Here is a 25,730-nt window from a genome sequence, read left to right on the forward strand (position 1 = left end):
TTCACTGTTCCGTAAATACCTGCCCCGCAGGGCCGCTCAGCGTCCCAGCGACGTCATCCGCATCAGCCGCAGCCGCCGCATACCGTCCGGCCGCGCCAGTGTGCCAGCCTCAACGCGCTCCGGTTCGGCCACTGCGCGTTTCAGCACTGGCCCCGCCTCCCACGCTGCCAGTGCCGCAGGCCGCGCGGCTCGACCGACAGGCCTCAGCGCGTCCAGCCCCGTCTGAGCCAGCCGCTTGATCGCATCATCTGACGCGTCCGGCAAAGGTTCCAGCCCTGCCGCATGGAACGCAGGGACGGCCACCAGCCACGCCGCAATGCCACCCGCCAAACCAACGCCGCGCACGGCGTCTTCATCCGTTGCACCGAGCGTCCGCGCAGCGGCCCACATCAGCCCGCCTGCCCCCGCCGCCAGATGGCCGAGCAATTGCGCTTCCGACACGAACGGTTCGCGCGCAATCTCCCAGCGGCGGGTATCGATCACCGGCTCCAGCAAACGCGCACCCTCTGCATCCAGAACCTGCGCCAAGGGTTCGACCACCTCGTGCCGTCGTGGAGCTTGGCCTGCTGCGATCTCGGCCAGCGCATCGCGCCACCATTGCAGCCGAATCTCGGCGATCATCGGCTCCGCTGTCACCCAGGGCGCGCGGCTGATCTCGACGTTCATCGCGTAGATCGGAAACAGCACCGCGCGCGCCGCCGGAGGGGCCGCCATCGCGGCAAGGAACCGGTCCGCATCGCCCGACTTCACGATCTCGGCGCAGGCGTTCAGGGTCATGATCGGGGTCCGAAGGGAAACATGCGCATGCCATACACCTTGCCGACACGCGTTTTCGGGCGATAGGACGCCTCATGCATCGCGAATCAACTTCCAGCGGATCGCGTCGCACAGCGCCTCAAAACTCGCATCCACGATGTTCGCGCTAACCCCAACGGTGGACCAGCGCCGTCCCTGTCCGTCCTCGCTGTCGATGATGACGCGAGTCACGGCCTCGGTCCCGCCTTGGGTAATTCTGACTTTGAAATCAACGAGGTGCATGTCGTCGATGGCCGACTGATACGGCCCCAGATCCTTTGCCAGCGCCTTGGCCAGCGCGTTCACCGGCCCCCGATCGCTGCCCGTCTCATCCATGGATTCGCTGACCGACTGGCGCTTCTCGTCGCCGATCTTCACCACGACAACGGCTTCGGACAGGCTGACCATCCGGTCATACTTGTTCTTCCGCCTCTCTACCGTCACCCGGTAGCGCTTTACCTCGAAGAATTCCGGCAGTTGCCCAAGGTGACGCCGCGCGACCAACTCGAAGCTGGCCTGCGCGGTGTCATAGGCATATCCCAGATCCTCGCGCTCCTTGATCTCGGTCAGGATATCGCCCAGCCGAGCGTCACCCTTTTCGACCGTCAAACCCATATCCAGAAGGCGTGCACGCAGGTTCGACTGGCCCGCCTGATTGGACATCGGAATGATCCGCGCGTTGCCGACCGACGCGGGATCAATATGCTCATAGGTCGTCGGATCCTTGGCGATAGCGCTGGCATGCAGACCCGCCTTGTGCGCGAAGGCAGACGCGCCGACGTAGGCCGCGTTGTTGCGCGGCACACGGTTCAGGATGTCGTCCAGCTTGCGGGACACGCGGGTAAGGGACCGTAAACCTTCGTCTGTTACACCCGTTTCAAACTTGTCCGCGAAAGGAGGCTTCATCAGCAGCGTCGGGATCAGCGACACCAGGTTGGCGTTGCCGCACCGCTCGCCCAGGCCGTTCAGCGTGCCCTGTATCTGCCGCGCGCCGGCTTCCACCGCCGCAAGGGTGCCGGCGATGGCAAGGCCCGCGTCGTCATGGGTGTGAATACCTAATTGGTCGCCTGGAATGCCGGCCGCGATGACATCCGACACGACCTGCGCGATCCGCCCCGGCAGCGTGCCGCCGTTGGTATCGCACAGCACGATCCAGCGGGCCCCGGCGTCGAAGGCAGCGCGCAGGCACTCCACCGCGTAGGCCGGATCGGCGGCGTAACCGTCGAAGAAGTGCTCGGCATCGAACAGCGCCTCGCGCCCCTGCGCGACCGCGTGGGCAACGCTGGCACGGATGTTTTCGACATTCTCGTCCAGCGCGATACCCAGCGCTTGGGTCACGTGGTAGTCGTGCGTTTTCCCAACAAGGCAAACGGCAGGCGTATTCGCGTTCAAAACCTGCGCCAGAACGTCGTCATTCGCCGCCGAACGGCCCGCGCGCTTGGTCATGCCAAAGGCCGTCATCGTGGCGCGAGTGGGAGCCACGGTGTCGAAGAAGCCGCTGTCGGTCGGATTCGCGCCGGGCCAGCCGCCTTCGATGTAATCGACGCCCAGCGTGTCGAGCATCGCCGCAATGGCCTGCTTTTCCGCGACCGAGAACTGCACGCCCTGCGTTTGCTGCCCGTCGCGCAGGGTGGTGTCGTACAGATAGAGGCGGTCTTTCATCAGCCGACCTCCGCGCTGGAAGCCGCACCGATCCAGTGCGCACAGCCCGAGCATGGCCGAGCGATGGCAGCCGGGCCAGTCAAGTCGTCGGACAAATGCATCAAAGCTTACCCAACTTCGCCGGATCGAACCCCGCCGCAGGGGTCAGCGCCACGCCGTCCTTCGACATCCGAACCTCGACACCGGCGTCCGTCAACGCTGCCTTCAGCGCATCGAGTGCCGCGAAATCCTTGGTCGCCATCGCGTCCGCACGCAGATCAGACAGTCGCGCCTCCAGCGCAGATAGATCGACCGCGGCGGCCCAGTCGCCCTTCCCCAGCAAACCAAGCAAACGGGCCGAGACCGCCAGAACGCCCGGCGCGACCTCACCCGCTTCCACACCGCCCGCAATCGAGTGTAGACGTGTCAGGGCGCCTGCGGTGTTCAGATCGTCGGACAATGCGTCCACGACGCCCGGATCGACCTCTGCCTCTGGCATTCCGGCGACCAGCCCATGCCAGCGGCGCAAAGCGACTTCCGCCGCCCGAATCTTTTCGTCCGTCCAGTCCATCGGCTTGCGATAATGCGTACCCAGCAGGACCATTCGCATGACCTCTCCCGGCACCCCCTGATCCAGCTTGTCACGAACGGTGAAGAAATTACCGAGCGACTTCGACATCTTACGACCGTCGACCTGCAGCATCTCGTTGTGCAGCCAGACATCGGCCATGGGCTGGCCGTGGGCGCAGACGGATTGCGCGATCTCGTTCTCGTGGTGCGGGAACATCAGATCGCCACCGCCCCCGTGAATGTCGAAGCGTTCACCCAGCAGCTCGGCTGCCATGGCTGAGCATTCGATATGCCAGCCCGGACGGCCCCGCCCCCACGGACTGTCCCACCCCGGCTGACCCTCTTCCGAGGGCTTCCACAGCACGAAATCCATGGGATCACGCTTGTAGGGCGCGACTTCGACGCGTGCGCCCGCGATCATGTCATCGACCGTGCGGCCCGACAGCGCGCCATAGTCGGTGTAGCTACCGACCGCGAACAGCACATGCCCCTCGGCCGCGTAGGCATGGCCTTTCGCGACCAACCCTTCGATCATGGCAACCATCTGCGGAATATGCTGCGTGGCGCGGGGGTTGTGATCAGGCGTCAGGCAGCCCAGCGCCGTCATATCGTCGAAATACCAACCGGTCGTCTCGGCGGTGATCTCGGCGATGGACCGACCACTTTCTGCAGCGCGCGCGTTAATCTTGTCATCCACATCGGTGATGTTGCGCACGTAGATTACAGCTTCGGGTCCGTAGGTGTGGCGCAGAAGCCGATATAATGTGTCGAACACCACGGCGGCGCGCGCGTTTCCCATGTGGGCGCGGTCGTAGACCGTGGGGCCACAGACATACATGCGCACATCCCCCGCGTCCTGCGGGGTAAAGGCGTCCTTACGACGGGTCAGGCTGTTGGTCAGGCGGATCATGGGAACAGCGTGTCGCAAGAGCCGCGCGCCCGTGCAAGTCACCAAACGAAAAAGGCCGGCTTGCGCCGGCCTTTCCGTCAATCTCGGGGACCGAGATCAGAAAGCGTAGAGAGCACGCAAGTTCAGCGAGGTCACATCGGCTTCGGTACCGGTGCCGCCGTCGATGTCGCCGAAGTCTTCGTAGATGACTTCCGCGCCTAGGCCGACGTTCGGCGTGATGCGGTACTCGACGCCCGCACCAACAAGGTAACCTGCGGCGTCGACGTCGTTGTTGTTGACTTCAGCGCTAGCATAGGTGCCGCCCGCAAGGCCGTAGACCATGGTCTGGCCCAGATCAGCACCGGCTTTCAGCTTCAAGCGAACGCCGCTGTCGACATCGAGGTTACCGTTGTCGTCGTTAACGTTTCCGGTACCGATTTCGACTTCACCACCCATGACGAGCGTTCCGAAGTCGTAGTTGTAACCTGCGAACGCGCCAACGCCGTAACCGTCGGCGTCGAAGTCGCCACCGCCGGAGGTTTCGGATGAACCGTCACCGTAACCCAGCGACAGACCGGCGTAGCCGCCCGTCCAGTCCTGCGACGGCATTACCATCGGCGCGGCGGGGGCCATCACCATCGGCTCGGACGGAGCGGGGTTCACGCCGCCAGCGAAGGCGGTTCCGGCGGTCAGCAGCGCTGCGGCTGCGGTCATGGTCACGATTTTCATAATCTTGCTCCTAGGGTCGGCAAATACTGCACGAGTCACTTTTGATCGTTCACACGTTCAATACGCACAAACATCCACGCCGTTCCACCTTAGAGGCGACCAAATGGCAAGTCGGTGTCGGGACTGTTGCACAAACGAGCCATAATCAGCCGACAGCCGGATTCTCGCCGCCAGTTTGCCACTTTCGCGCCTCATTTCACGATGTTTTTTGGGCTTTTTCTTCCAAAGTCAGCCATTCCTCTTCGAACTCCGCCAGATGTTTCTGCCTGGATTCGAGCGCTTGAGTGGCCTTCGCGAACTTCACAGGTTCGCGAGCGAACAGATCCGGATCGGCCAAAAGCGTTTCAAGTTTGGAAATTTCTGATTCAACACGTGCGATCTCGTTGGGTAACTCCTTCAACCGGTGCGACTCGGTAAAGGTCAGGCCAGCGGCTTTCGGTTTCTCGGCTGTCTCTTGCGGCTTGCCGCGCACGGGTGCCTTCGATGCGGCGGCAACGCCATCGCGCTCGGGCTTCTGGGACTGATAGTCCGACCATCCACCGGCATAGACCTCGACCCGCCCCTCGCCTTCGAAGGCCACGGTCTGGCTGGCGACGCGATCCAAGAAGTCGCGGTCGTGGCTGACCAGCAAAACGGTGCCGTCGTAGTCGCCCAGCAGGTCCTGCAACAGATCCAAGGTCTCGACATCCAAGTCGTTGGTCGGTTCGTCCAGCACCAGCAGGTTCGACGGCTGCGCCATCAGCTTGGCCAGCAGCAGCCGTGCCTTTTCCCCACCCGATAGCGACTTCACCGGCGCGCGGGCCTGTGATTCGCTGAAAAGGAAGTCCTTGAGATAGCCCACGACGTGCTTGGGCGTGCCACGCACCATCACCTGATCGGCGGCCCCCGACACGCGCATCTCGGGAGAGCCTGTCAGGCTGTCCCACAGGGTCATTTCGGGATCGAGCGCCGCACGGGACTGGTCGAACACCGCAACTTCCAGATTTGTGCCCAGCTTTACCGTGCCCTCGTCGGGCGCCAACTCTCCGGTCAGCATCTTCAGGCAGGTCGTCTTGCCGACGCCGTTCGGCCCCACGAAAGCCACCCGGTCGCCGCGCGCGATCTTGATGGAAAACGGGTTCAGGATCGTGCGGTCGCCGAAGGACTTGGCGATATCCATCGCCTCGATCACCTTCTTGCCGGACTTCTGGCCGCTCTCCAGTTCCAGCGCGGCCGTACCCTGACGGCGCACCATGTCCGACCGCGTCTCGCGCAGGTCCTGCAATGCGCGCACGCGGCCCTGGTTGCGCTTACGCCGCGCGCTGATTCCTTCGACGGCCCACTTTGCTTCTGCCTTGATCTTGCGATCCAGCTTGTGGCGGGACACATCTTCTTCTTCCCAAACCTTGTCGCGCCAGTCCTCGAAATGCGCAAAGCCCTTTTCCTGCCGCCGCACCTGTCCGCGATCCACCCAAAGGGTCGCCTTGGTCAGATTGCGCAGGAAGGCGCGATCGTGGGAAATCAGCACATATCCTGCCCGCGTGGACTTCAGCTGGTCTTCCAGCCAAGCGATCGCGCGGATATCCAAGTGGTTCGTCGGCTCATCCAGCAGCATCAACTCCGGCCCCTCGGCCAGCAGCTTTGCCAGCGCCGCGCGCCGCCGTTCACCGCCCGAAGCCTTCGACGGCTCTGTCGCTGGATCGAAGGTCAGGTCGTCGGAAATGATCTCCACCTTGTAGCCCTCCGCCGGGTCCAGCTCGGACATGGCGTAGTCGCCCAGCGTGGCGAAGCCCTCCATCGTGGGCTCCTGCTCCATGTAGCCAACGGTTGTGCCGGGGCTGAGCACCTTGTCGCCTGCATCGGGCTCGATCAGCCCACCCATCACCTTCATCAAGGTGGATTTGCCGGAACCGTTGCGACCAACCAGCGCGACGCGGTCAGAGGGTTGGACGATCATGTCCAAACCGGAAAACAGGGGATCGCCGCCGAAGGTCAGCGAAATATCGGAGAGTTTTAAAAGAGGTGTGCGTGCCATGACGCGCAGCTAAACCCCGGCGGTCGCGGCGACAAGGTGCACTATGTATGGGGCATGACCGACACCGACCTGAAACCGAAGCCCAAGACCAAGACGGCCCGCCCGCCGCTGTACAAGGTGATCCTGCTGAACGACGACTTCACGCCGCGAGATTTCGTGACCAAGGTGCTGAAGTCCGTCTTCCGCATGAACGAAGGAGAGGCGCTGAACGTGATGATGACCGCCCACCAGCTGGGCGCATCCGTCGTGGCGGTGTTCACGAAAGAGATCGCCGAAGAAAAATCACAGCAAGCCAACGACATGGCGCGCGACGAAGGCTACCCGTTAGCGTTCACGACAGAGAAAGAGTAAGCGGCGCGCGACTTTGCCCCCTTCATCGTTGTTCAAATACCTCGGGGAGCGCGAGGGGCGGCGCCCCTCGCCTTCTTAAATCGCCGCGCCTGCGGCGCGAGGGGCGGCGCCCCTCGCCTTCTCAAATTGCCGCGCCTGTGGCGCGAGGGGCAGCGCCCCTCCCCCCTAACCCGCAACCGCCCGCAGCAACCGCTGCCGGGCGGGCGGGATCGCGCGGATCTCGACGCCGGTGAAGACATGCATCGTGCCCATCTTTTCGTCCACCACGGCGTGATCAGATACCCAGCCCCCATCGTCAGGTAGGTGCGCAACAGGGGCGGCATCGCGGCCATGGCGCGGCGGGGATCGAAGGGCGTCGCCAGCGCACGCGCCAGCCGCACCACGCGCGGCGCCTTGACGCGTGGGCGCCACCGGGCCGGCGCGACGTGGCGTTCGTGCAGCATGGCGAAGGCGTCGGCATGGGCCTGCGCCTCGGTCCCGTTGAAAGACGCGCAGCCGAACAGCATCTCGACGCCGTCGCGGTCCACGATCCGCGTCAAAGCGCCCCATGCGACACGCAGGATGTCAGGATCGGACTGATGGTCGGGATGGATGCAGAACCGCCCCAGTTCGACCATCCGCCCCTCGAACGCGCGTAGCCGGTCCAGCGTGTAATAGCGGGCGGAATAGGATTGGCCAATCTCCGCCCCGCCCGACAGCGGCATCAGCCGAAAGGTGCAGACCGCTTGGCCGCTGCGCTGATCCTCTACAAGCACGTGATTGCAGCGCGCGTCATACTCATCGGTCTGCGGCGCATCGCGATCGGCGGGAAAGGCCGACCGCCGCAAGTCCATCACCCGCGCCAAGTCGTCCGGCGCGGCAACGTCGAACGCGCGATAGCGGCCCTTGGCGAGAATGGTCATCCTGTGGCTCCCGGCCCTTTCATCGTGGATGATGGCCCTTAAATGTCATTATGACATCAATAGTAGATAGCATGTGTCGGTTCCGCGACACATCACTGGAGGATCGATGCAAAAGATCGAAAAAACCGACGCCGAGTGGCGCGAGCAACTGTCCGACATGGCCTACAAGGTCACGCGTAAGCACGGCACCGAACGCGCGGGCACCCATGAAGACTTCCCCGACGGTCCCGGCACCTTCAATTGTGTGTGCTGCGGCCTGCCCGTCTTCGACAAGGCCCACAAGTTCGAAAGCGGTACGGGCTGGCCGTCATTCTACGAGCCCGCAAACCCCGACAATGTCGGCACGTCCGAGGACCGCAAGCTGTTCATGAAGCGCACCGAAGTGCATTGTGCCCGCTGCGAAGCGCACCTTGGCCACGTGTTCCCCGACGGCCCGCAGCCCACTGGCCTGCGCTACTGCATCAATGGCGTTGCCTTGGAATTCGAGCCTGAAGACTGATCGGCAGAAACTGGGGCCAAAAGGCCCCAAACGTCGCCCATTAGCCGCCCAAGAAGTCTGCCGGGTTGAACTGGCCGATGTTCCCGAAGAGTTGACGCAGGAAGCCGACGCCCTGCACGTTCCGCTCTGTCACACGGCGCGAGATCGGTACGACACGACCGTCCTGCAGGCCAAAGCGCTCGATGTTCGCCAGTCGGCCGTTGCTGTCGTAGGACACCGCGACGACCTCACGGTCAACCTCGACCGGCGCGCGGTAACCGTAGTGGCGAAAACGGCTTTGCACGTAGTACCACGATTCAGCGCCCAGAACGCCGGTCGATGTCGGGCGGCCCACGGCAGAGGCGACCTCGGCCTGCGTATCGACACCGATTTGAAGTTGTGCCAGCTCGTCATCCGCAGGCACATAGCCGTGGTTGCGAAATTCTGCCGCGCAAGCCGTCAACAACACGCTAAGCATTAACGCGCCTGCGATCCGCATGAAGTGGTGCATGTGCAACCCGTCCTTGTCCCGGCCCCTGCGGCTTGCCTACATCACAAAGAGGGCGACGTTCAAGAATGGAGAGACCATGGCCGACACACGCGATCCACACCGCATCCGCCTGACCGGCACCGTACCGCGCGTGCCCCGCAACGTGGCGCTGCGCCCGGATGCCGAAACACGCGCCGCAATGGCCGCGGAAATAGGCGTCAGCGCGATCAGGAAACTCAGCCTTTCCGGTGAGTTGCGCCCCATCGGCAATCGAGACTGGGAGCTTTCGGCCATTCTGGGCGCGACCGTTGTGCAGCCCTGCGGCGTGACGCTGGAGCCTGTAACCACGCGGATCGACGATCCCGTCGAACGCCGCTTCATCGCCGGATACGACTCCCCGCAAGCCGCCGAACAGGAAATGCCGGGGGACGTGGAAGACGAACCGCTAACCGATATGCTCGATCTGTCGGTGGTAATGGCGGAGGCGCTGGCCCTCGCGATCCCCGCTTTTCCTAGGGCAGAGGGCGTTGAGCCGATAGACGCCGATGCCACTCCTCCGGGGGCAGAGCCGATCCGCGACGAAGACACCAAGCCCTTCGCCGGTCTTGCCGACGCTTTGAGGAAAGCAACCGACGGGTAGCAGACCACAGCGGGTCGGCGGATATGCCCGCCCTCCACCGTTAACGGATTCTGCACAATCATCGGGTAAAAAGGGTCATTCCCTCCCTACTTTGGACACAATCAGGAGTGAAAATAGGGGGACGACAGTAGCAGGAGTCCGCCGCGTGACCGTTCAACACCCCACCCCGACCGCAGAGGTCCTTGCCGTCGATCTGGATGGTACCCTGCTGCGCACCGACCTGCTGTATGAAACGTTCTGGTCTGCCGTCTCCCGCGACTGGCGCAGCCCTTTCGCCGCCCTAAGGGCACTGGCAAAGGGCAAAGCTGCGCTGAAACGACATCTCGTGGCAGCTTCCGACGTGGATGTGACGACCCTGCCCTACGACGCCACAGCCCTCGATCACGTGCGTAAAGCGCGCGCCGAAGGACTGCGCGTCGTCCTGGTAACCGCCGCCGATCACGGGCTGGCAGAGGCCGTCGCCACGCATCTGGGATTGTTCGACGAGGTGCACGGATCGGACGGCACCACGAACCTGAAAGGCCCGGCCAAGGCCGCCTTCCTGACTGCACGCTACGGTGCGGGCGGTTTTGCCTATCTGGGAGACGCGACCGCCGATCTGCCCGTCTGGTCCGCCGCGTCGCGCGCCGTAACGATCAACGCCTCGCCATCCTTGCGCCGCCAAGCCGAAGCAACCGGCCCCACCACCCATATCGGGGCATCGCAGACAGACCCGTACGCCTACCTCCGCGCCCTGCGTCCGCACCAGTGGATGAAGAACCTGCTGTGCTTCGTGCCGCTTCTGGCCGCGCATCAGTTCACCGGCGCGACCGCGTTTGCCAGCTTACTGGCCTTCGTCGCCTTCAGCCTGACCGCGTCCAGCGTCTACTGCCTGAACGATCTGCTGGACTTGCCCGCCGACCGCGCCCACCCGCGCAAGTGCAAGCGCCCCTTCGCTAGCGGTGCGATCCCGCTACGCCACGGTACCTTCATGGCGGCGGGCCTGCTTGCTGGGGGCATCGTCACGGGTCTTGCCATCGACCCCACATTCCTGCTGGTTCTGGGCGCATACTACGGCCTGACCACGGCCTACTCCCTGTACATCAAACGCGAGGTCGTGATCGACATCTGCGTTCTGGCCGGTCTTTACACCATGCGCATCGTCGCGGGCGCCTATGCCACCGGCATCCCGCTATCGGTGTGGCTGCTCGCCTTCTCGATCTTTCTCTTCTTTTCGCTCGCCGCCGTGAAGCGGCAGGCCGAGCTGGTCGACATGGCCAGCCGAGGAGAGCTTGAAGCCGCTGGTCGCGGCTACCGCGCAGACGACCTACCCATCGTGGCGATGATCGCGCTGGGTGCCGGATTTGTGTCGGTACTGGTCATGGCGCTCTACCTCGACGGCGATTCCGTGCAGTCGATGTATGCCAATCCGGCCGCTCTGTGGGGGATCTGCTGCGTACTGCTGTTCTGGATCACACGCATGGTGATGAAAGCGCACAGGGGTCAAATGCACGACGACCCCCTTGTTTTCGCCGCGAAGGATGGCGCTAGCCGCATGTGCCTGCTGGCCATGCTCGGCTTCGCTTTGGGCGGTATGTATCTGGCATGATTTCCGGCTGGGGACGATACCCGCGCCTGCCGTCAGAGGTTGTACGCCCGGCCCCTGGTAGCCTGCCGGATGCAATGTCGGGCGGCCCGGTGATCGCACGCGGCGCGGGCCGCGCCTACGGAGATGCCGCCGTCTCGTTGCGCCGCACGGTTCAGATGGACCGCCACGACCGGATGCTCGATTTCGACGCAGAGACGGGGCTGTTGGTGGCCGAGGCGGGCGTCACGCTAGGCCAGATCATCGACGCTTTCCTACCCCGCGGCTGGTTTCCCGCCGTCACCCCCGGCACGCGGTTCGTAACGCTCGGCGGTGCCATCGCGGCGGATGTGCACGGCAAGAACCACCACCGAGACGGGGCCTTCCGCTCTTGCGTGGCATGGCTTGACCTTGTCGGGCCGGACGGCACCGAACAGCGCTGTTCGTCCCAGCAAAACGCCGACCTTTTCGACTGGACGCTCGGCGGCATGGGCCTGACCGGCATCGTCACGCGTGCGGCTATCCGCCTGCGCCGCGTGGAAAGCGCATGGATCGCGCAGAAAACCATCCCTTGTGCCAACCTGACCGACACGATGGCCGCATTCGAGGCCAACGCCGATGCCACCTATTCCGTCGCCTGGATAGATTGCCTGGCAACGGGTGCTGCGCGCGGCCGGTCGCTTCTGATGCTGGGCGAGCACGCCACGGCACAGCAATCCAAGCGCCGCAACCCATTGGCAACACCGAAGACGGACAGCAAATCCGTGCCCTTCGACCTGCCCGGCTGGGCGCTGAATGGCCTGACCGTAAAAGCGTTCAACGCGTTCTACTGGCGCAAGGGCAAGTCCGGCCCGCGCCAGAGCCTCGTCGACTGGCAAAGCTTCTTCTACCCGCTCGACGCGATCCTCGGGTGGAACCGCATCTACGGGCGCAAGGGGTTCGTGCAGTTCCAGTGTGCTCTGCCGCTGGATACGGCCCAAACGGGGCTGGAAGCATTGCTGGACGAAATCGCCGCAGCGCGCGCGGGATCATTTCTTGCCGTCCTAAAACGTCTTGGTCCCGGTGCGGGCAAATTCTCTTTCCCGATGGAAGGCTACACGCTGGCACTGGATTTCCCGGTGTCCGACAAGGTGCTGGCCCTCCTCGAGCGGCTGGACGCGATCACCATCGCCCACGGCGGTCGCTTCTATCTGGCAAAGGACGCGCGGATGAAGGCGGCTACACTTCGCGCCGCCGACCCCCGTGCCGACAACTTGAAACGAATGCGCGACGAAATGGGCCTGTCAGCCGGTTTCCGATCCGCCCAATCCGAAAGGCTCGCCCTATGAGCACCCCCGCCCCGGTCCTGATCCTTGGTGCAAAATCGGGAATGGGTCTTGCTTGCGCCCATGCCTTTGCCGCGAAAGGCCACCCGATCCAGCTGGCGGCCCGCGACGTGCAACGGCTTGAAGATGACCGCGCGGATATCGCGACGCGCCATGATGTGCCGGTTTCACTGCATGAATTCGACGCGCTGGAGACGGACAGCATGACCGCCATGCTCGACGCCCTGCCCGACCAGCCCGAAATCGCGCTTTGTGCCGTCGGCATCCTTGGCGAACAATCGGACGCGCAGACCGATATGGCCGAGGCTGCGCGCGTCATGCGTTCGAACTTCGAAGGACCGGCGTTGCTGCTGGGAGAGATCGCCAATCGGTTCGAGGCGCGCGGATCGGGCCGGATCGTCGGCATTTCGTCCGTCGCAGGAGAGCGTGGGCGCAAGTCCAACTACGTCTACGGCGCGGCAAAGGCCGGGTTCACCGCTTTCCTCTCCGGCTTGCGCAATCGCCTGACGGGCAGCGGCGTGCAGGTCACAACGGTCATTCCCGGTTTCGTCTCGACAGACATGATCGCGGGCAAGAAAACGCCCGCCCCGCTGACGGCATCACCGCAAGAGGCGGCAAACGCCATCGTGGATGGCGTGATGAAGGGGCGCGACGTGATCTACGTGAAGGGTCGCTGGCGTTTGGTGATGGCCGTGATCCGCAGCCTACCCGAAAGCGTGTTCAAGAAGACGGATTTCTAGACGCCGCGCTCAATCAACCGTCGCGATAGCCGTTCGGGTTCTGCTGCTGCCAGTTCCAGGTGCTCGCGCACATCTCGTGCAGGTCCATTTCCGGCGACCAGCCAAGAACGTCGCGCGCCCGCTCAGTCGAGGCGTAGTAGCTGCCCAAATCGCCCGCCCGACGGTCGACCACCTTGTAAGGCACCCGCCGGTTCGAGGCACGCTCGAACGCGCGGATCATCTCCATCACCGTCACGCCCTGCCCCGTGCCGACATTGCAACTGTCGCAGCCCGGCCGTTCCAACACACGTTCCACCGCCGCGACATGCGCACGGGCAAGGTCGCTGACGTGGATATAGTCGCGCTCTCCGGTGCCATCACGGGTGTCATAGTCATCGCCGAAGACCGACAACTTTTGCCGCCGCCCCACGGCGACCTGCGCGATGAAGGGCATCAGGTTGTCCGGGCGGCCCGTGGGGTCTTCGCCGATGCGGCCGGATTCGTCTGCGCCCACCGGGTTGAAGTAGCGCAGCAGCATCGCGCCCGCGTCCCCGTTGGCGTGGCACCAGTCGCGGATCACGGTTTCGGCCATGGCCTTCGTGCGCCCGTAGGTGTTGGACGGGTTGATCGGGTGCGCCTCGTCGAAGGGCAGGTAGGATGGAGTGCCATAAACCGTGGCAGAGGACGAAAACACCATCCGCCGGCTGCCCTGTTTGTCCATCGCGCGCAGCAGGTTCACCGTGCCCTGCACGTTTGTCGTGTAGTACTCCAACGGCTCGGCTTCCGACTCGCCGACCGCCTTCAGACCGGCGAAATGGATCGCCGCGTCTGGACGGAACGCATCCACCGCCGCCGACAAATCCCGCATTGACCGCACATCGCCTTCTGTCGTCCCGATGGGCGCGCCGGTCAATTCGGTTACGCGCCGAAGCGCGCGGGGCGACGAGTTGTGGAAATTATCGAACACATGCACGTCGTAGCGCGCGCGTAAAAGCGCCAACACCGTGTGCGATCCGATGAAGCCAGCGCCGCCAGTCACGAATATTCTTTGTGCCATTCCGGATCCCCGTTGCCCTGCCCTGCGGGTTGCGTCAGTCTGTTAGCGTCTTGCTGGGCGTCGGGCCAGTACCGAATCGAAAGCGGCTGGCCGCAGAGGTTGACTTGCCAGTTTAAGGCATTGAACTGATTGAACGACCGATTATGAACATCGCGCCCGCGCATCTGTCCGATCCTGCCGTGCTGGCTTTGCTGTCGGCCCATGTCGCCCATTGCGACGGATCCAGCCCGGCGGAAAGCAATCACCGGCTAGAGGCCGCGGCGCTGGATCGTCCTGAGATCACTGTGTTGGGCGCATGGAAAGGGGCCGATCTGGCGGGCATCGGCGCGTTGATGCGGCTGTCCGCGCAGGAAGGCGAGATCAAGTCGATGCACACCGCCGCCAGCCATCGCGGGCGTGGCGTTGCGCGGGCGATCCTTGTGGCCCTCATCGCTCAGGCGCGCGCGGATGGGCTGACCGCGTTGCTGCTGGAAACAGGATCGAACTCACCCTTCGCCGCCGCCCGCGCGTTGTACGAAGCGCACGGCTTCAAGCCGACTTCTCCCTTCGCAAACTACGGCCCCGATCCGTGGAGCGTCTTCTACGCCCTTTCTTTGATGGACGCGGCCTGAGATGGGCTGTTGCTTGCCGCCCGGTTCGGGCAGACAGGGCCAAGATCAGACGCAACCCGACACGATTCAGGGAGGATGACATGTCCAACTTCACGCGCGCCCTTGCCTTCGCAACGACCGCCATGGTCTCGACCGCGGCGCAGGCGCAGGAATTCACTTTTTCGATCCATCACTTTCTAAGCCCGAAGGCGATCACGCAGACGGTGCTGTTGGAAAGCTGGGTGGAGGCAGTCGAGACCGCGTCCGACGGGCGGCTGGCGTTCGAGATCTTTCCATCCATGTCGCTCGGCGGTGCCCCGCCGGAACTGTACAGCCAAGTGCGCGACGGTGTGGCCGACCTTGTCTGGACGCTGCCGGGTTATACCCCCGGCGTCTTCCCCCGCGTCGAGGTCTTCGAACTGCCCGGCGTTCACGTGGGCGACGCGCGCGCGACGAACATGGCCATCCAAGAGATGATGCCCGACCTCGCCGCCGACTTCGAAGACGTGCACCCGATCCTTGTTCACGTGCATTCCGGCAACGCGCTGCACTTGAATGGCGCGAATGTCACCGAAATCGGCGATCTCAATGGCCTGAAAGTCCGCAGCCCGTCCCGCACCGGGGCTTGGGTGCTTGAAGAACTGGGCGCCGAACCCGTCGGCATGCCCGTTCCGGCGCTGCCGCAGGCGCTGTCGAAGAAAACCGTGGACGCGGGGCTCGTGCCGTTCGAAGTGGCCATCCCACTAGGACTGGCAGAATTGACGACTGCCTCTGTCGAACTGAACGAGGGCGCGCGCTTCGGCACGTCCACTTTTCTCTTCGCCATGAACAAGGACCGCTACGAGTCGCTACCCGACGACCTGCGCCAGATCATCGACGACCATTCCGGTGCGGCTTTGGCCGAGGAGATGGGCGTGGCTTGGAACGAGATCGAACCCGTCGGCAAGCAGATCGCGCGTGACGCGGGCAATACCGTGACCGCACTGGATGCAGAGGCCACTGCCGCCTTTGACCCGATGTTCGAAGCTGTCGCCCAGCGTTGGGTCGCGGAAGTCGAGAGCGCAGGCATCGACGGCGCTGCTCTGCTCGACAAAGCACGTTCTGCCGTTCAGGCGAACGCACAGTAACCGGCGCGCCCATGCCATTGCGGATTTCATTGGAACGGATCATCCGGGCATGGGCGCTGCTCGGCGGCCTTGTGTTGCTGGTGATCGTTGGCCTGACGGCGGTGAACGCCGCGGGCTTCACCGCCGACGCCGTTGCCGGTGCGTTGGGTGGCAATGTATCCGGACTGCCGGGATACGAGGACGCGGTGACACTGTTCGTTGGCGTCGCGGCGCTGGCGATGTTCCCCTACTGCCAAATGGTTGGCGGGCACGCTGCGGTGGATGTCTTCATGTCCCGCGCGCCCGGTTGGGCGAACCGAAGCGTCGCGCTGCTATCCGGTCTGCTGATCGCCGCCTTCGCCATCTGGCTGGCATGGATGCTGTCTCTTGGCACGCTGGAAACCCGGTCGGACGCGACCGAGACTGCTGTTCTGGGTTGGCCGGTCTGGATCTTCATGCCGACCGCCGTAGTGTCTTGCGTCCTATGGGCGCTGGCCACTTTGCTTCAGACGTTCGGAGCGCCCGATGGAGCGTGAGATCATCGGCCTATACGGCCTTGGCGCGCTATTCGTTCTGATCATGCTGCGCATCCCGGTGGCGCTGGCGATGCTGGTGACTGGAATAGGCGGCACCTACGTTCTCGGCCTCGCATCTCCCTTTATCCGGTTCGAGCCGTATCTGCTGCAGTTCAAGACCGCCCTCTGGAACAGCGTCGCCAATTACGACCTGTCGGTCGTGCCGCTATTCATCTTGATGGGCTTTCTGGCGGCTGAGACCGGCCTGTCGCGCGATCTGTTCCAAGGCCTGTCGGCCCTGACGCGCAAGATCAAGGGTGGGGTCGCCATGGCCACGATTCTTGCCTGCGCAGGGTTCGGCGCGGTGTCGGGATCGTCCATCGCGACGGCATCGACCATGAGCCGCGTGGCCCTGCCGGAATTGCGGCGATTGAACTACCACGAAGGCCTGTCCACGGGAGTTCTGGCGGCAGGCGGCACGCTGGGCATCCTAATCCCGCCATCGGTCGCGCTGGTGATCTACGCCATCGTCGTCGAGGCGAGCATCCTTGAGATGTTCCAGGCCGCAATCGTGCCGGGAATCATGGCGGTCGTACTCTTCCTGATTGTCATAAGATTGCGCCTAGCCCGCAATCCATCGCTTGCCCCCGCCCTGACGCCCCTGTCCGACGCCGAAGTGCGCCACGCCATCCGCCGCTTGTTGCCCGTGGGCCTGATCTTCGGCGCGATCATCCTTGGGCTAGGCTTCGGCCTCTTTACACCCACCCCCGCCGCCGCCATCGGTGTCTTCCTGATCGCCGTCTATGGGCTGCTGTTGCGCGCCTTCGCCACCGACGACGGGCTGACGTGGCCGCGCCTGAAGGCTGCCCTTCTGGCCACGGCGAGCACGTCTTCGATGATCTACTTCATCCTCTTCGCCGCTGACATCCTGAAGGGCTTCTTCGCCCGATCCGGCCTGCCCGCGGCCCTATCCGACTGGGCCTCCGCCTCGGCGTTGGAACCCTACACCATCCTGATCGCCATGCTGCTGGTCCTGATCGTGCTGGGCTGTTTCATGGAAAGCCTGTCGATGATCCTGGTGATCGTGCCCTTCTTCTGGCCGGTCCTCATCACGCTGAACGGCGGCGATTACGTCAGTGCCGAGGATGCGGCGTTCGGCATGTCCACCAATGACCTGCGCATCTGGTTCGGCATCCTCGCGCTAATCGTTGTGGAACTGGGCCTTATCACGCCGCCCGTCGGCCTGAATGTCTTCGTCATCAAGTCCTTCTCACCCGACACCGGCATCGGCACGATTTTTCGCGGCGTCGCACCCTTCTTCGCCATTGAGATCCTGCGCGTCGCCATCCTGATCGCGCTGCCGGTCCTGTCCCTGTACCTGACGCGAGTCCTGTGATGACCAAAACGATCCGAACGCAGGTCTGTATCGTCGGCTCTGGTCCGTCCGGGCTGCTTCTCTCGCAACTTCTGGCGAACGCCGGGATCGACAGCATCGTGCTCGACCGCCGCGATCGCGCTTACATCGAAAGCCGCATCCGCGCGGGCGTATTGGAACAGGGCACCGTCACCGCGCTGGAGGACGCGGGCGTGGCGGACCGCCTGCACCGCGAAGGGCTGAAGCACGAAGGCTTCGATCTGGCCTTCGACGGCGACCGCCACCGCATCGATATCGCCGCGCTGACGGGCAAGACGGTCACGGTCTACGGCCAGACAGAGGTGACAAAAGATCTGTTCGACAGCCGCTTCGCCCAAGGTCAGCCCTTCCTGTTCAGCGTGGCCGACGTTGCGCTGCACGACCTGAAGACTGACGCGCCCCATGCCACGCTGACGCACGACGGCCAGCCCATCCGCATCGACTGCGACTGGATCGCGGGCTGCGACGGCTTCCATGGGCCGTGCCGTCAGTCCATCCCTTCGGACGTGTTGCAGACCTATGAGCGCGTCTATCCCTTTGGCTGGCTGGGCGTGATGGTCGAGCAGCCCCCCGTCAGCCACGAGCTGATTTACGCCAACCATGCGCGCGGCTTCGCACTGGCCTCGCAGCGGTCGCAGACGCGCAGCCGATACTACGTGCAGTGCGATCTGAACGACGACATCGCGAACTGGTCCGACGACCGCTTTTGGGAAGAACTGAAGCTGCGCCTCGGCCCGGTCGCGGATGATCTGCAAACCGGCGAGAGCTTCGAAAAGTCCATCGCCCCGCTGCGATCCTTCGTGGCCGAACCCATGCGCTACGGGCGAATGTGTCTGGCGGGGGACGCCGCCCATATCGTGCCCCCGACCGGGGCGAAGGGTCTGAACCTGGCGGTCGCTGATATCCGATTGCTCTCTCGCGCGCTGATCGCTCATTACGGCGGTAACGGCACGCACATCGACACCTATTCGGAAACCGTCCTGCGCCGGGTCTGGAAAGTCGAACGGTTCTCTTGGCAACTCTCAACACTGATGCACCAGTTCCCTGATGCCTCCCCGTTCGAGAAGCGGATGCAGCGGGCGGAATTCGACTACATCGCGAGTTCTGAAGCCGCATCCCGCACGATCGCAGAGAACTACGTGGGCCTGCCCTTGGACTAAGTCCCGTGCGATCGATCGTAGCCGGATAGGTCGGGCTGACGATGCGCATCCAGAACCGCTTGCGACGGCGCCAGCACCTGCATCTCCAACGGAAAGCACGCGGCATCGTCAGACGAATGCCCCGCCCCGCAATCCCCACCCGGACAGGTGGACAAGACGGCCAGCAAATCGATCTCTGCCCGTAGATCAAAGGTATCACCGTGGCGAACGGGGCTGGCCTTCATCATGTAGTGGCCCTGCGCATCGAAGCCGGTGCACATGAAGACGTTGAGCACGTCGTGCACGTGGGGTTCGGCCTCCAGCAGCGGCAATCCGGTCGCCTCTGCCAGAGCGCGCGTCAGGTTGGAATGACAGCAGTGGTGGTAATCTGTCCCGCTCAGCAAGCGCCCTGTATAAGGATCGCAGCGGGTGCCGATCACATCGTGAACCCTAAGGCCGAAGGGGTCGGTGCCGTACCAATCCAGGCTGTCGTGGATCACGGTCGCCATGGGGCGCAGATGCGGGAAGCTGGACCATAGCCGGTCTCCGGTCGTCACATGCGTGCCGTGCAGGGCGCGTGTCTTGCCGGAATAGAACTGCTCGGAAAGGTCATCGGCGGCAAAAAGGTTCAGATCGCCGACCTGAGGCCCCTCGACCGAGCGCAGTCGCAGCACGTGACCGGCCGGAACCCTGATTGCCCTCGCGTCGCGTGGCGGCACGCGGATCGTGTTCACAAGGGTTATATCGCCGACGTGCGTGTCGGCGGGTGGCAGGCTGTCGTCAGGGTAAACGCGGACGGGCGGCACCGCGCGGCGTGTGTCCGCATCACCCGGTGCTTCAGGCATCGCAGACCTGCGCACCACCCGGTCCCCGCAGCGGAATGCCCGAAACCGGCTCTGTCGCTTCAATGGCCAGACCGTAGCACCCGTTGCCGTCGCGGATCAGCATGGCGGGGGACATGCCTGCGGGCAACGCGGCCAGAGCAGCCGGAGACGTGCCGCGCGGGGCCTGGAACGCGGGGGCGGGTGCGGAAGCGGTCTCGACACCCCCGGCGCTCTCGGTCGTCGTGCCGGTTTCCGGCATCACACAGCCGGTCAGACCCACTGCAACAGCTATCATCACCCAAATCCGCATACGTTCATCCCCCGTTCCGCGACAGGAGCAGACGCTGGCAAGGGCGCGCGTCGGGGTCAAGGCGATCCCGCTCGTTAAAATCCAAGGTATTTTATCCCGTGGCATTAACACCTCGGTGCCCACGATGCTGTAATTTCGACGGCATCGAAGCCAGGGAACCGCGCGATGATCGAATCGACAGCCTCCGTCACTGCCGTTCAGGCGGCTCGCATGCCGCAAACGGTTTCTCCTGCAGTGGTCGAACCGATTGTGCCGCGTGATCCCAACGCTCTTGTCGGGCCGCGCCCCAGCTTCGACGTGACCCCACTGGAACGTCTACGCGAAGCCCGCCCGATCGACGAAGCCTCCATTCCCGCGGATGGTGATGGTCAAACGGATACATCGGTGGAACAGCCTGTTGGTTCGGCCGGTCCCGATCCGGATGTCGTCCCTGCCGACCTCGATCCTCCCGGCAAGGGCACCGCCGTGGACATCCGCGCCTGACGTCGCTTTCCACCCGCCGCCAGTTGGCCTATATCCCATCCCAGACACCCGAAAAACGGGACGCGGACAGGTGAGGACAGCATGAGCGACAGCAAACACCAAGACGACGTGGCCTTCATCCAGGCGCTCGCCGAACTCCTTCGGGAAAACGATCTGACCGAATTGCGCGTGAAGCGTGAATACGCCGAGGATGACAGCCTGGACGTACGCGTCAGCCGTGGCGGCCCGGCTCCTGCCCCGATGATGCAGGCCTACGCCCCGCAACCCGCCGCCCCGCAGCCTGCCACAGCAGCCGAAGCCCCGGCTGCTCCGGCCGATCCGGCCAGCGACCCCGGCGCGGTGCCATCACCAATGGTCGGCACCGTCTACCTGGCCGGAGAGCCGGGTGCCGCGCCGTTCGTCCAAGTCGGCGACAAGGTCGAAGAAGGCGCGACTCTGCTGATCGTCGAGGCGATGAAAACCATGAACCACATCCCTGCCCCACGATCCGGCACGGTGAAAGACATCCTCGTGCCCGACGGCGCGCCCGTCGAATACGGCACACCGCTCGTCATCCTCGCCTGAGGGGCCTCTTATGTTCGACAAGATCCTCATCGCCAATCGCGGCGAGATCGCGCTTCGGGTCATCCGCGCGGCGCGCGAGATGGGCGTGGCCACGGTCGCTGTCCACTCCACCGCAGACGCGGACGCTATGCATGTGCGCATGGCCGACGAATCCGTCTGCATCGGCCCGCCCTCGGCGGCGCAATCCTACCTGAATTTCCCGGCGATCATTTCTGCCTGCGAAGTCACCGGCGCGCAGGCGATCCACCCCGGCTATGGATTTCTGTCGGAAAACGCGAACTTCGTGCAGATCGTCGAAGACCATCAGCTGACCTTCATCGGCCCCAAGGCCGAGCACATCCGCATCATGGGCGACAAGATTACCGCCAAGGACACGATGAAAGCCCTTGGCGTTCCCTGCGTTCCCGGCTCCGAAGGCGGCGTGCCCAATCTGGAAACCGCCAAACGCGTGGCGGAAGAGGTTGGTTTTCCCCTGATCGTCAAAGCGACTGCCGGTGGCGGCGGGCGCGGCATGAAGCTGGCCCGTACGGCTGCGGATCTGGAAAGCGCGTTCCAGACCGCGCGATCCGAGGCCAAAGCCGCCTTCGGCAACGACGAAGTCTATCTTGAGCGCTATCTCGACACGCCCCGACATATCGAGGTGCAGGTCTTCGGTGATGGCAAGGGCAACGCCGTCCATCTGGGCGAACGCGACTGCTCGCTGCAACGGCGCCACCAGAAAGTGCTGGAGGAAGCACCCGGTCCGTCGATCACGTCAGAGGAACGCGCGCGTATCGGCGCAACCTGCGCCGACGCCGTCGCGCGCATCGGCTATTCCGGCGCGGGCACCATCGAATTCCTGTACGAAAACGGAGAGTTCTTCTTCATCGAGATGAACACCCGCCTGCAGGTCGAACACCCCGTGACCGAAGCGATCTTCGGCGTGGACCTCGTGCGCGAACAGATCCGCATCGCCGCTGGCGAGCCTCTGTCGTTCAGCCAAGACGATCTGCAGATCAACGGCCACGCCATCGAAGTGCGCATCAACGCCGAAAAGCTGCCCAGCTTCTCGCCCTCACCCGGCAAGATCACGCAGTATCATGCGCCCGGGGGGCTTGGCGTGCGCATGGATAGCGCGCTTTACGATGGCTACCGCATCCCACCCTATTACGACTCGCTGATCGCCAAGCTCATCGTGCATGGCCGGGATCGCCCAGAGGCTTTGGCGCGCCTGAACCGCGCATTGGGAGAGTTGATCGTGGATGGCATCGACACCACCGTACCGCTGTTCCGCGCACTTCTCGAGGCTGAAGCCGTCCAGACCGGCGACTACACGATCCACTGGCTGGAAAAATTCCTGGAAGAAAATCCGCCGGTCGGCTGACGCGCATGAAGGAAGATCGCCTGTCGCTGACCCCGGATCTATTGCTACGGGCCTACGCGCGCGGCATCTTCCCCATGGCCGAAGCGCAGGACGCCGAAGAGATCTTCTGGGTCGATCCGCGCGACCGAGGTATCTTTCCACTCGACGGCTTCAAGCTGTCGCGCTCCCTGCGTCGCCGCGTCCGTGCCGAGCCCTTCCGAATTGCCTTCGATACGGATTTCACTGGCGTCGTCGCAGGGTGCGCCGCACGGGATGAGACTTGGATCAACGCTGAAATCGCATCTCTTTATGGGCAGTTGCACCGGATCGGGCATGCCCACTCCATCGAGGTCTTTGAGGATGACTCGCTCGTCGGTGGCGTCTACGGCGTCACGCTGGGGGCAGCCTTCTTCGGTGAATCGATGTTCTCACGCCGAAAAGATGCGTCCAAGATTGCTTTGGCATACTTGATAGACCGGCTGCGTGACTGCGGGTTCAAGCTGTTCGACACGCAGTTCATCACGCCGCATCTGGCATCGCTCGGCGCGCTGGAAATCAGCCGCGCTGAATACCACCGACGCCTCGCAAATGCTCTGGCACGCCCCGCGCTTTTCGATGCGGCGCGTCCCGTTCCCTCACCCGATCAAACGATACAGCGCATCACCCAGACGTCATAGCGCGGGTGCTCCAGCGCGTTCAACGCGGGGGCCTGAGCGATCATCCATCCCGAGAAGATCGTCGCATCGGCGCCCTGTTCGCGGATGACGAGATGTGCGTAGGCGTTCCCGGCCGGGTTCGTTTCGGGATAGCGACACTCTGACAGGCTGACTTGCAGGCGACCGACAGTCGCCGACTGGCCGGCGCCAAGTTCTATATCCTGCACATCGCCGGTCAGCTTATCGAGCTTGCGCAGGATCACCGCCCGCCCCGGAGCGACGCGGTCACGCACCTCTTCCGTCACATCGTCGTTCAGCGGGATCAGAATACCGTTCTCGATATCCTGCTGCATGATATCGCCGTTGTCTTGGAACAGCTCTCCCGCGCCCGGGATTTCGATGACGCCGTCATCCTGAGCAAAAGCGGGCGCCGCGATCAGGGCAAGCGCGAGCGTTAGCCGCATCATTCGGGGCTCCACGCCTCGTAATCCGTGCGCTCTTTGGGCTGCACACGGCGGATCGAACCTGCGGGCGCATAGGCTTGCGGCGTGCCGGTCAGGTTCGGCAAATGCGGCTTTTCCCATTCCTGCCGGATCAGCGGGCGTTCGGTCGGTGGCTCATCGAAGGTATGGTGCAGCCACCCGTGCCACTCGGGACCGACGCGGCTGGCCTCGGCCTCTCCGTTAAACATCACCCAACGGCGCGACCCGTCATCGTTCTGGAAAAACGTATTTCCGGCGGCATCCTCGCCCACCTTGGAACCATTGCGCCACGACCAAAGCCGCGTGTTCAGCGTGGCACCGTTCCACCAGGTCACGGCTTGCAGAAGGTTTCGCAGAATGCCCATGGCGGCCTCCATTCGGGTTGGCTTCGGGATAGAACACCCGCCGTCCGACGTCCAGCGGTCACGCTCGTGCGGTTACCTCGATCTCGATACGATACGCGGGATCGATCAGCCCCGCTTCGATCATCGTGGCGGCGGGAGGGTTTGCGCCGAAGGTCCTTACAAAATCGGCCAGCAGGCGGCGAATTCGCTGCGGTCCGTCAGGTAGTAGGTTACTCGCACCACCTTGTCGAAACCACTTCCTGTGCGCGCCAAAGCGTTGGCAATGGTCGTCAGCGCGTCTTGGCACTGCTCGACGACCGTCTCCCCTTGCCCGATGGTGCCCGATACGAAAACGAATCCGCCCGCTTTCACGGCACGACAGTACCCGATTTGCGCTTCATACGCGCCGCCGGATCCAAACCTTTCCATCCCGATCCCCCCAAAGAGAAAGGGCGCCCCGATCCCGGAACGCCCCTGCTTCATCTCGTCAAAAATACTGCACCCAAGGTCAGGCGGTCGCCGAGTCCTTCTGATCGGCGTAGATCGTCAGCGGCTGAGCGTCGCTTGTGACGGCCTCCAGATTCACGACAACCTCTTCTGCGTTCTCGGTGCCCGGCAGGTCGAACATCGTATCGAGCAGGATGTCTTCCATGATCGAACGCAAGCCCCGCGCGCCGGTCTTGCGCTCGATGGCGCGCTTGGCAATCGCCTTTAGCGCATCATCGGTAAAGGTCAGGCGCACGTCCTCCAGGTCGAATAGACGCTGGTATTGCTTCACCAAGGCGTTCTTCGGCTGCGTCAGGATCGTGACCAGGGCCTCTTCGTCCAAATCTTCGAGCGTGGCGATGACGGGCAGACGACCGACGAATTCCGGGATCAGACCGAACTTCAGCAGGTCTTCGGGTTCCAGATCGCCCAGCTGCTCGCCAATGCCCTTGTCGTCCTTGTCCTTCACGTCAGCGCCGAAGCCGATGCTGGAACCGGACCCGCGTTGCGCGATGATCTTTTCCAGCCCCGCGAAGGCGCCACCGCAGATGAACAGGATGTTCGTCGTATCCACCTGCAGGAACTCCTGCTGCGGATGCTTGCGTCCGCCCTGAGGTGGAACGCTCGCGACGGTGCCTTCCATGATCTTCAGCAGTGCTTGCTGAACACCCTCGCCCGACACATCGCGGGTTATAGACGGATTGTCCGACTTGCGGGTGATCTTGTCGACCTCGTCAATGTAGACGATGCCGCGCTGCGCGCGTTCGACGTTGTACTCAGACGCCTGCAACAGCTTGAGAATGATGTTCTCAACATCCTCGCCCACGTAACCCGCTTCGGTCAGGGTGGTCGCATCGGCCATCGTGAACGGCACATCAAGAATGCGTGCCAGTGTCTGGGCGAGCAAAGTCTTGCCGCAGCCCGTCGGGCCAATCAGCATGATGTTCGATTTCGCCAACTCGATTTCCGACTTTCCGGCGTTGTTCAGGCGCTTGTAGTGATTGTGAACCGCGACCGAGAGCACGCGCTTGGCGACGCGCTGGCCGATCACATAGTCGTCCAGAACCTCACAGATTTCCTTGGGCGTCGGCACACCTTCGGAAGACTTCAGCCCGGCAGACTTCGTTTCTTCACGGATGATGTCCATGCACAGCTCGACGCATTCGTCGCAGATGAACACGGTCGGGCCCGCAATCAGCTTGCGCACCTCATGCTGGGATTTGCCGCAGAACGAGCAATAGAGCGTGTTCTTGCTGTCGCCGGAGTTGTTCGCCATGGCCATCCTTCGGGGTCTGCGCCCCTCATCTTGTC

At 63.5% G+C, this 25,730-nt stretch carries 27 protein-coding genes and 2 pseudogenes; 15 read left to right on the forward strand and 14 right to left on the reverse strand.

From position 1 onward, the window contains the following. Positions 1-36: 36 nt before the first annotated feature. The 5 genes from FIU81_RS10720 to FIU81_RS10740 form a co-directional block, all read right to left on the reverse strand. Positions 37-777, reverse strand: coding sequence for a squalene/phytoene synthase family protein (locus FIU81_RS10720; RefSeq protein ID WP_124112231.1), 741 nt, complete (start codon positions 775-777; stop codon positions 37-39). Between the two features lie 72 nt (positions 778-849). After that, positions 850-2,460: a citramalate synthase gene (cimA, locus tag FIU81_RS10725; protein WP_124112289.1), complete on the reverse strand. Its 1,611-nt coding sequence runs from the start codon at positions 2,458-2,460 to the stop codon at positions 850-852. A 97-nt stretch (positions 2,461-2,557) separates the two neighbouring features. Then, positions 2,558-3,916: a cysteine--tRNA ligase gene (gene cysS / locus FIU81_RS10730; protein WP_124112232.1), complete on the reverse strand. Its 1,359-nt coding sequence runs from the start codon at positions 3,914-3,916 to the stop codon at positions 2,558-2,560. 96 nt (positions 3,917-4,012) lie between these two features. Next, positions 4,013-4,624, reverse strand: coding sequence for an outer membrane protein (locus tag FIU81_RS10735; protein ID WP_124112233.1), 612 nt, complete (start codon positions 4,622-4,624; stop codon positions 4,013-4,015). Between the two features lie 196 nt (positions 4,625-4,820). Beyond that, entirely contained in the window at positions 4,821-6,638 is a 1,818-nt protein-coding gene (locus tag FIU81_RS10740) for an ABC-F family ATP-binding cassette domain-containing protein (RefSeq protein WP_124112234.1), read from the reverse strand. 54 nt (positions 6,639-6,692) lie between these two features. On the opposite strand from FIU81_RS10740, the gene FIU81_RS10745 reads away from it, so the two are divergent. Then, a complete protein-coding gene (locus tag FIU81_RS10745) occupies positions 6,693-6,989 on the forward strand; it encodes an ATP-dependent Clp protease adaptor ClpS (protein ID WP_124112235.1) in 297 nt (98 codons plus the stop codon). Positions 6,990-7,154: 165 nt separating this feature from the next. On the opposite strand, the pseudogene FIU81_RS10750 reads toward FIU81_RS10745, so the two are convergent. Continuing rightward, positions 7,155-7,891 (reverse strand): annotated as a pseudogene (locus FIU81_RS10750) (GNAT family N-acetyltransferase). Positions 7,892-7,997: 106 nt separating this feature from the next. On the opposite strand from FIU81_RS10750, the gene msrB reads away from it, so the two are divergent. After that, positions 7,998-8,390, forward strand: a complete 393-nt coding sequence (gene msrB, locus FIU81_RS10755; RefSeq protein WP_124112237.1) for a peptide-methionine (R)-S-oxide reductase MsrB — start codon at positions 7,998-8,000, stop codon at positions 8,388-8,390. Positions 8,391-8,430: 40 nt separating this feature from the next. On the opposite strand, the gene FIU81_RS10760 is transcribed toward msrB, so the two are convergent. Further along, positions 8,431-8,880: an outer membrane protein assembly factor BamE gene (locus tag FIU81_RS10760; RefSeq protein WP_124112238.1), complete on the reverse strand. Its 450-nt coding sequence runs from the start codon at positions 8,878-8,880 to the stop codon at positions 8,431-8,433. Positions 8,881-8,956: 76 nt separating this feature from the next. Here FIU81_RS10760 and FIU81_RS10765 point away from each other — a divergent pair, with 76 nt between their 5' ends. From FIU81_RS10765 to FIU81_RS10780, 4 genes are all read left to right on the forward strand, one after another. Next, on the forward strand, positions 8,957-9,499 hold the full coding sequence (locus FIU81_RS10765) for a YceD family protein (RefSeq protein ID WP_124112239.1): 543 nt from the start codon (positions 8,957-8,959) through the stop codon (positions 9,497-9,499). Positions 9,500-9,644: 145 nt separating this feature from the next. Continuing rightward, positions 9,645-11,087, forward strand: a complete 1,443-nt coding sequence (locus FIU81_RS10770) for a UbiA family prenyltransferase (RefSeq protein ID WP_124112240.1) — start codon at positions 9,645-9,647, stop codon at positions 11,085-11,087. Then, a complete protein-coding gene (locus tag FIU81_RS10775; protein ID WP_124112241.1) occupies positions 11,084-12,391 on the forward strand; it encodes an FAD-binding oxidoreductase in 1,308 nt (435 codons plus the stop codon). Before FIU81_RS10770 ends, FIU81_RS10775 begins: the two co-directional genes overlap by 4 nt. Then, on the forward strand, positions 12,388-13,128 hold the full coding sequence (locus tag FIU81_RS10780; protein ID WP_124112242.1) for an SDR family oxidoreductase: 741 nt from the start codon (positions 12,388-12,390) through the stop codon (positions 13,126-13,128). The genes FIU81_RS10775 and FIU81_RS10780 overlap by 4 nt, the downstream gene beginning before the upstream one ends. A 13-nt stretch (positions 13,129-13,141) precedes the next feature. Here the strand turns inward: FIU81_RS10780 and galE are convergent, their stop codons facing one another. Next, positions 13,142-14,164, reverse strand: coding sequence for a UDP-glucose 4-epimerase GalE (galE, locus tag FIU81_RS10785; protein ID WP_124112243.1), 1,023 nt, complete (start codon positions 14,162-14,164; stop codon positions 13,142-13,144). A 143-nt stretch (positions 14,165-14,307) separates the two neighbouring features. Between galE and FIU81_RS10790 the strand changes: the two genes are divergently transcribed. The 5 genes from FIU81_RS10790 to pobA all read left to right on the forward strand — a co-directional run bounded on the left by FIU81_RS10790 (position 14,308) and on the right by pobA (position 18,949). Further along, positions 14,308-14,775, forward strand: coding sequence for a GNAT family N-acetyltransferase (locus FIU81_RS10790; RefSeq protein ID WP_124112244.1), 468 nt, complete (start codon positions 14,308-14,310; stop codon positions 14,773-14,775). 80 nt (positions 14,776-14,855) lie between these two features. Further along, on the forward strand, positions 14,856-15,881 hold the full coding sequence (locus FIU81_RS10795; protein ID WP_124112245.1) for a TRAP transporter substrate-binding protein: 1,026 nt from the start codon (positions 14,856-14,858) through the stop codon (positions 15,879-15,881). 11 nt (positions 15,882-15,892) lie between these two features. Continuing rightward, positions 15,893-16,396, forward strand: coding sequence for a TRAP transporter small permease (locus tag FIU81_RS10800; RefSeq protein ID WP_124112246.1), 504 nt, complete (start codon positions 15,893-15,895; stop codon positions 16,394-16,396). Further along, a complete protein-coding gene (locus FIU81_RS10805) occupies positions 16,386-17,771 on the forward strand; it encodes a TRAP transporter large permease (RefSeq protein ID WP_124112247.1) in 1,386 nt (461 codons plus the stop codon). The genes FIU81_RS10800 and FIU81_RS10805 overlap by 11 nt, the downstream gene beginning before the upstream one ends. Continuing rightward, complete coding sequence (pobA, locus tag FIU81_RS10810; RefSeq protein WP_172971457.1) at positions 17,771-18,949, forward strand: 4-hydroxybenzoate 3-monooxygenase; 1,179 nt, start codon at positions 17,771-17,773, stop codon at positions 18,947-18,949. The genes FIU81_RS10805 and pobA overlap by 1 nt, the downstream gene beginning before the upstream one ends. On the opposite strand, the gene FIU81_RS10815 is transcribed toward pobA, so the two are convergent. Both FIU81_RS10815 and FIU81_RS10820 read right to left on the reverse strand, forming a co-directional pair. Further along, complete coding sequence (locus tag FIU81_RS10815; RefSeq protein ID WP_124112248.1) at positions 18,946-19,773, reverse strand: urea carboxylase-associated family protein; 828 nt, start codon at positions 19,771-19,773, stop codon at positions 18,946-18,948. The genes pobA and FIU81_RS10815 overlap by 4 nt on opposite strands. After that, the gene (locus FIU81_RS10820; protein ID WP_124112249.1) at positions 19,766-20,047 is read right to left on the reverse strand and encodes a hypothetical protein; all 282 of its coding nucleotides are present in this window, start codon (positions 20,045-20,047) and stop codon (positions 19,766-19,768) included. The genes FIU81_RS10815 and FIU81_RS10820 overlap by 8 nt, the downstream gene beginning before the upstream one ends. 180 nt (positions 20,048-20,227) lie before the next feature. Here FIU81_RS10820 and FIU81_RS10825 point away from each other — a divergent pair, with 180 nt between their 5' ends. The 4 genes from FIU81_RS10825 (at position 20,228) to aat (ending at position 23,128) form a co-directional block, all read left to right on the forward strand. Then, a complete protein-coding gene (locus tag FIU81_RS10825) occupies positions 20,228-20,545 on the forward strand; it encodes a hypothetical protein (protein WP_124112250.1) in 318 nt (105 codons plus the stop codon). 81 nt (positions 20,546-20,626) lie between these two features. Beyond that, positions 20,627-21,109 (forward strand): acetyl-CoA carboxylase biotin carboxyl carrier protein, encoded by a 483-nt coding sequence (accB, locus tag FIU81_RS10830; RefSeq protein WP_124112251.1) that lies wholly within the window; start codon positions 20,627-20,629, stop codon positions 21,107-21,109. A 10-nt stretch (positions 21,110-21,119) separates the two neighbouring features. Beyond that, a complete protein-coding gene (accC, locus tag FIU81_RS10835; protein ID WP_124112252.1) occupies positions 21,120-22,472 on the forward strand; it encodes an acetyl-CoA carboxylase biotin carboxylase subunit in 1,353 nt (450 codons plus the stop codon). 5 nt (positions 22,473-22,477) lie between these two features. Then, the gene (aat, locus tag FIU81_RS10840) at positions 22,478-23,128 is read left to right on the forward strand and encodes a leucyl/phenylalanyl-tRNA--protein transferase (protein WP_124112253.1); all 651 of its coding nucleotides are present in this window, start codon (positions 22,478-22,480) and stop codon (positions 23,126-23,128) included. Here aat and FIU81_RS10845 read toward each other — a convergent pair. The 4 genes and pseudogenes from FIU81_RS10845 to clpX all read right to left on the reverse strand — a co-directional run bounded on the left by FIU81_RS10845 (position 23,095) and on the right by clpX (position 25,695). Further along, the gene (locus FIU81_RS10845; RefSeq protein WP_254695899.1) at positions 23,095-23,574 is read right to left on the reverse strand and encodes a DUF2155 domain-containing protein; all 480 of its coding nucleotides are present in this window, start codon (positions 23,572-23,574) and stop codon (positions 23,095-23,097) included. The genes aat and FIU81_RS10845 overlap by 34 nt on opposite strands. Further along, entirely contained in the window at positions 23,571-23,954 is a 384-nt protein-coding gene (locus FIU81_RS10850; RefSeq protein WP_124112254.1) for an NADH:ubiquinone oxidoreductase subunit NDUFA12, read from the reverse strand. Before FIU81_RS10850 ends, FIU81_RS10845 begins: the two co-directional genes overlap by 4 nt. Positions 23,955-24,012: 58 nt before the next feature. Beyond that, a pseudogene (locus FIU81_RS10855) lies at positions 24,013-24,362 on the reverse strand (Rid family hydrolase). Between the two features lie 79 nt (positions 24,363-24,441). Then, complete coding sequence (gene clpX / locus FIU81_RS10860) at positions 24,442-25,695, reverse strand: ATP-dependent Clp protease ATP-binding subunit ClpX (RefSeq protein WP_124112255.1); 1,254 nt, start codon at positions 25,693-25,695, stop codon at positions 24,442-24,444. Positions 25,696-25,730 lie beyond the last annotated feature (35 nt).

The sequence above is a fragment of the Palleronia sp. THAF1 genome, from assembly GCF_009363795.1.
GTDB lineage: Bacteria > Pseudomonadota > Alphaproteobacteria > Rhodobacterales > Rhodobacteraceae > Palleronia.